Origin of the sequence: Nostoc sp. FACHB-892 (assembly GCF_014698795.1) — a bacterium.
In the GTDB taxonomy this organism is placed as follows: Bacteria; Cyanobacteriota; Cyanobacteriia; order Cyanobacteriales; family Nostocaceae; genus Nostoc.
Genome location: NZ_JACJTR010000121.1, coordinates 1 through 5,080, shown reverse-complemented (window position 1 = coordinate 5,080; position 5,080 = coordinate 1). Strand labels below are relative to the sequence as shown.

Annotated in this window: 2 protein-coding genes; both read left to right on the top strand. The window is 45.3% G+C overall.

The genetic code is table 11. The features are described from left to right. The coding region (locus tag H6G96_RS42175; protein ID WP_242063659.1) for a PAS domain S-box protein at nucleotides 1-4,898 on the top strand (4,898 nt) is incomplete at its 5' end. A 7-nt stretch (nucleotides 4,899-4,905) separates the two neighbouring features. Then, on the top strand, nucleotides 4,906-5,080 hold a 175-nt coding region (locus H6G96_RS40035), incomplete at its 3' end, for a response regulator transcription factor (protein WP_190920129.1).

Genomic DNA, 5,080 nt, shown 5'->3' with positions numbered 1-5,080 from the left:
AAGAACATCCTCTGGTGATCTTTTTAGATGACTTACAGTGGGCGGATTCAGCCACGCTGAAGTTAATCGAACTAATGATGCTTGACGAGCAAACCCAATTTCTATTTCTGATCGGAGCCTATCGAGATAATGAAGTGAATCCAGCGCATCCACTGGCATTAACGCTGGAGCGATTGAGGAAACAAAGGGCAATGCTTCAAGAAATCATTCTGGCACCCTTAACGCTCTTGCCGTTGAGTCAGTTGATTGCCGAGACGTTGCATCAAAATACTGACACTGTGCGATCCTTAGGTGAGTTGGTATTGCATAAAACGGAGGGCAATCCTTTCTTCGTTGGTGAATTTTTGAAAATGCTGTATGGCGAAAATTTGTTGACTTTCGATGCACAACAGTTGAGCTGGCAATGGAACCTGGCTGAGATCGAAGCTCAAAATATCACTGATAATGTGGTGGAGTTGCTGTTGCGTCAGTTGCAGAAATTGCCGTCAGCAACACAGCAAATTCTCTCCATTGCCGCTTGTACTGGGGCTGAATTTGATTTAGAGACATTGGCGATCGTTTGCGAAAAATCACCGAAAGCAATTTTCCAGGATCTACTAGCAGTAATACAAGCGGGATTAATTCAACCTCTGTCTGAATTGGACGAAGATTTGTTAGTTCAAGAGTATAAGTTTCTGCACGATCGCGTACAACAAGCGGCTTATGCTTTGATTGATGAATTGCAGAAACAATTGGTTCATCTGCAAATTGGTCGCAATTTGCTCGAAAAAACTTCACCAGAGCAACGATCCGATCGGTTGTTTGAAATCATCGATCATCTCAATCAAGGACTTGAGCTAGTCACTGCTCGATCAGAACGAACTGAAATTGCCAGATTGAATTTAACGGCAGGTCAGAAAGCAAAGGCAGCAACGGCTTATGAAGCAGCTTTTAAGTATTTCACTACAGGGCTTAAACTTCTTGATACAAAGAGTTGGCTCAGTGAGTATGACCTCACCTTAGCGCTGTACTCAGAAGCAGCAGAAGCGGCGTATCTCCAGGGGTGCTTTGATGAGATGGAACAGTTGGTAGAAGTGGTACTCGCTCGTGCCAAAACAGTGGTTGACAAAGTACAGGCTTACGATAGCAGAATTCAAGGATATTTGTCACAGGGCAACCTGAAAGAAGTACTAAAAACTGGATTGGAAGCGTTAAAGCGCTTGGGAATAGATTTAATAGAAAATCCAAGTCAGTTAGATGTTCAAAGAGAATTGGAGTCAACGGCTGCACTACTCGTTGGACGAGATATCGAAGACTTAATTAATCTAGCAAAGATGACCGCACCACAACCTCTGGCAGCAATGTATATCCTGGTGAATATCGTGGTTGCTGCAAATATGGTGTCACCAGCACTGATGATACTGATTGTGTGCAAAATGGTAAATTTATCAATCAACTACGGCAATGCTACCTGGTCACCACTGAGTTATGCTGCCTACGGAGTTGTTCTAGGTGACGTTGTTCAAGACATTGAACTTGGTTATAAATTTGGTCAATTGGCTCTCAGCTTGACAGAACGATTGAATAGCAAAAAAAGGAATGCTAAAGCATTAGCGATATTTAGTGCCAACATCATGCACCGGAAGGTACATTTTAGGAAAATAATACCAATTCAGGTTGATGTTTATCAAAACGGAGTGGAAACCGGAGACTTTGAATTCGCTGGTTATGCTGCATGTAATGTATGTTGTTACTCGTTTCTTGCTGGTGAGGAACTCACAGAACTGGAACAAAAAACGGCAACCTACAGCAAAGCAATCAGACAAATCAGACGGGAAAACCCCTCTAATTGGATTGCAGTGTTGTGGCAGACAATCCTTAATCTGCTAGGTAGATCTGAGAATCCTACCCGTTTGATTGGTAGTGTATATAATGAAGAGCAAGCACTATCGCGCGCTATTGCAGTTAAAGACAAAACTGAAATTCCCTACCTCTATTTAAACAAAATTATACTGTGTTATCTATTTGGGGAATATCATCAAGCTGCACAAACTGCTGTGTTAGCAAGGCAGCCTTTAGAAGAAATAACAGAACCTATACCTATATTCCATTTCTACGATTCTCTGGTGCTTTTGAGCCTATTGGTTGAGGCTTCAAGCTCTGAAGAAGAAGCTTGGCTAAGTTGTGTTAGCACCAACCAAGAAAAGGTGCAAAAATGGGCAGGTTACGCTCCAATGAATTATCTACATAAATTTCATCTAGTCGAAGCAGAGAAAGCGCGAGTTTTAGGGCAGTTTCTTGAGGCTGAAGAGTTTTATGAACGGGCGATTCAAGGAGCCAGAGAAAATGAATATATCCAGGAAGAGGCGTTAGCATACGAATTGGCTGCAAAACATTATCTAGCGCGAGGTCTGGAAAAATTTGCTCAACTCTACATGAAAGAAGCACACTACTGCTATGAAAGATGGGGAGCAACTGCTAAAGTTAAAGATTTAGAAAAACGCTATCCACAACTACTCAATTCCAACCTGATTCGGCAATCGAACTCAATCTTGACCGCTAAAACGATCCTTCATCCGACTGCGGCGCTCGATTTGGCTGCGGTAATGAAAGCAGCTCAAGCTCTTTCAGAAATAATTCATCTCGATCAATTGATCGCCACGTTAATGCAGGTGGTGATAGAAAATGCCGGAGCCGAAACAGGCGCTCTAGTGCTCCTAGAAGACGATCAACTCACTGTGGTGGCTCAGTGCAGTGGGAGTAGACAGTGCAACCTGGAAAAGATCGCTGTTACTGACTGTGCAACGATTCCTGTCCCCGTTATTTACTCAGTAGAACGTACTCAAGAAACTCTGGTGTTTGATGATGCAGTCAGCGAACCATCTTTTTTGACTGATCCTTATATTCAACACCAACAGACGCGATCGCTCCTTTGTATGCCAATTCTCAAGCAAAATCAGCTTGTCGGCATCCTTTATTTGGAGAACAAGCTTAGTACCGGAGTGTTTACCCGCGATCGCTTACAAGTCCTCAAACTGTTGATGGCTCAGGCAGCAATTTCACTGGAGAATGCTCGGTTATATGAACAGTTAGCAGACTATACCGAAACATTGGAAAGGAAGGTAGAAGAGCGAACTCAATCCCTACAGCAGGAAATCGCTGAACGTCAACAGACCGAAGCCGCATTGAGACAAAGTGAAGCGAATTATCGCAACCTGCTACAAACCGCGAATTCCGTTATCATTCGCTATGATTCGCAAGGACGAATTCGATACATCAACGATTATGGGGTGAAACTCCTGGGCTATGAAGAACATCAGATTTTAGGGCGAACCTTATTTGAAACCATCATTCCAGAAGCCGAACTCTCTGGACGCGATATGAGACCCATAGTCCACGATTTACTTCGTAATCCTCAATCGTACCCGCAAGGTGAAGGTGAAAACCTGTGTCGAGATGGACGGCGAGTTTGGATGACCTGGTCGAATCAAGCCATCTTCAATGACCAGGGAGAGGTCGTTGAAATCTTATCGGTTGGCAATGACACCACCCAGCGTAAACAAGCAGAAGAGGCACTACTACGCAGTGAAGCTAAATTCCGAGCTATCTTTGCAAACTCCCAGGTTGGCATCTACCGCACCCGCATCGGTGATGGGTTAATTCTCGATGCCAATCAATGCTTTGCCAATCTGTATGGCTTTGACTCACCAGAGGAGATCATTGGGATTGAACCCACCGCAGGCTACTATGTCAATCCCAGCGATCACCAACAATTGCTTGAGTTGCTGAAGCGGGATGGGGAAGTGCGAAGCTTTGAAGCACAGCTGCGAAAACGAGATGGAACAGTATTTTGGGGACTTTTTTCTTCTTATCTGAATGCAGCTGATGACTACATTGAAGGGGTGATTGCGGATATTAGCGATCGAAAACAAGCAGAAGCAGCATTGCAAGCCTCTGAAGCAGAACTGCGGGCACTCGTTTCAGCCATTCCCGATCCGCTGTTTGTCCTTACTGCCCAAGGGCGACTGGTCGAAGCAGTCGAAGTGAAACCGAATCAGTTGTATCGACCTATTGAGGAGCAGATTGGTCAAACACTGCACCAGATTTTTGAAAAAGAACAAGCCGATGAATTCCTGGGTTATATTCAGCAGGTGCTGAGAACCCAACAAATGCTTACAGTTGAGTACAGCTTGCAGATAGCTGAACAAGAAGCCTGGTTTTCGGCTCGCATTGCCCCAATCAGCCTCGATCAGGTAATTTGGCTAACGCGAGATATTACGGCGCTCAAGCAAGCAGAAGAAGCCTCAATTTTGGAAGAACGTAACCGCATGGCACGCGAAATTCACGACACACTCGCTCAGGCGTTTACAGGTATTCTGGCTCAGGTAGGTGCTGCAAACCAGGTGCTAACGGATGATGTAGAAGCAACTGGGGCACATCTAAACCTGATCAAAGAATTGGCACGAACTGGACTGGTTGAAGCGCGGCGATCGGTCGTCGCGCTCCGCCCTCAGCTTTTGGAGTCGGGCAGTTTACAGAACGCTCTACATCGTCTCATCGCTCAAATCAGAACTGCCGCAATGGACACCACCTTATATTATGAGACCGAGGGTGCAGTATATTCTCTACCGACTGAAGTCGAGAATAACTTACTACGGATGGGGCAGGAAGCCTTAACCAATGCGATTAAACATGCCAATGCTGACGAAATTCGAGTGGAGCTAGCCTACGATCACGATCAGGTTTGCTTGCGCGTGAGAGACAATGGACAGGGCTTTGGAGTCGGGAGTATTCCAACCTCTGAGGGTTTTGGCTTACTCGGCATGAGCGAACGGGCAGAGCGCATCGGCGCACAACTCACCATTGGAAGTCAACCTGGGCAGGGAACAGAGATTATTGTCACCGTCAATCGGAAGTAGCATCACGATGAGCCAAGCCACGACCATTCGGGTTCTGATTGCAGAGGATCATGCGATTTTTCGGCAAGGATTAGCCACGATTATTAACCGTGACCCAGATATGCAGGTGATTGCCCAAGCCGAAAATGGGAAACAAGCGATCGCTCTATTTAGGGAACACCAACCAGATGTAACGCTAATGG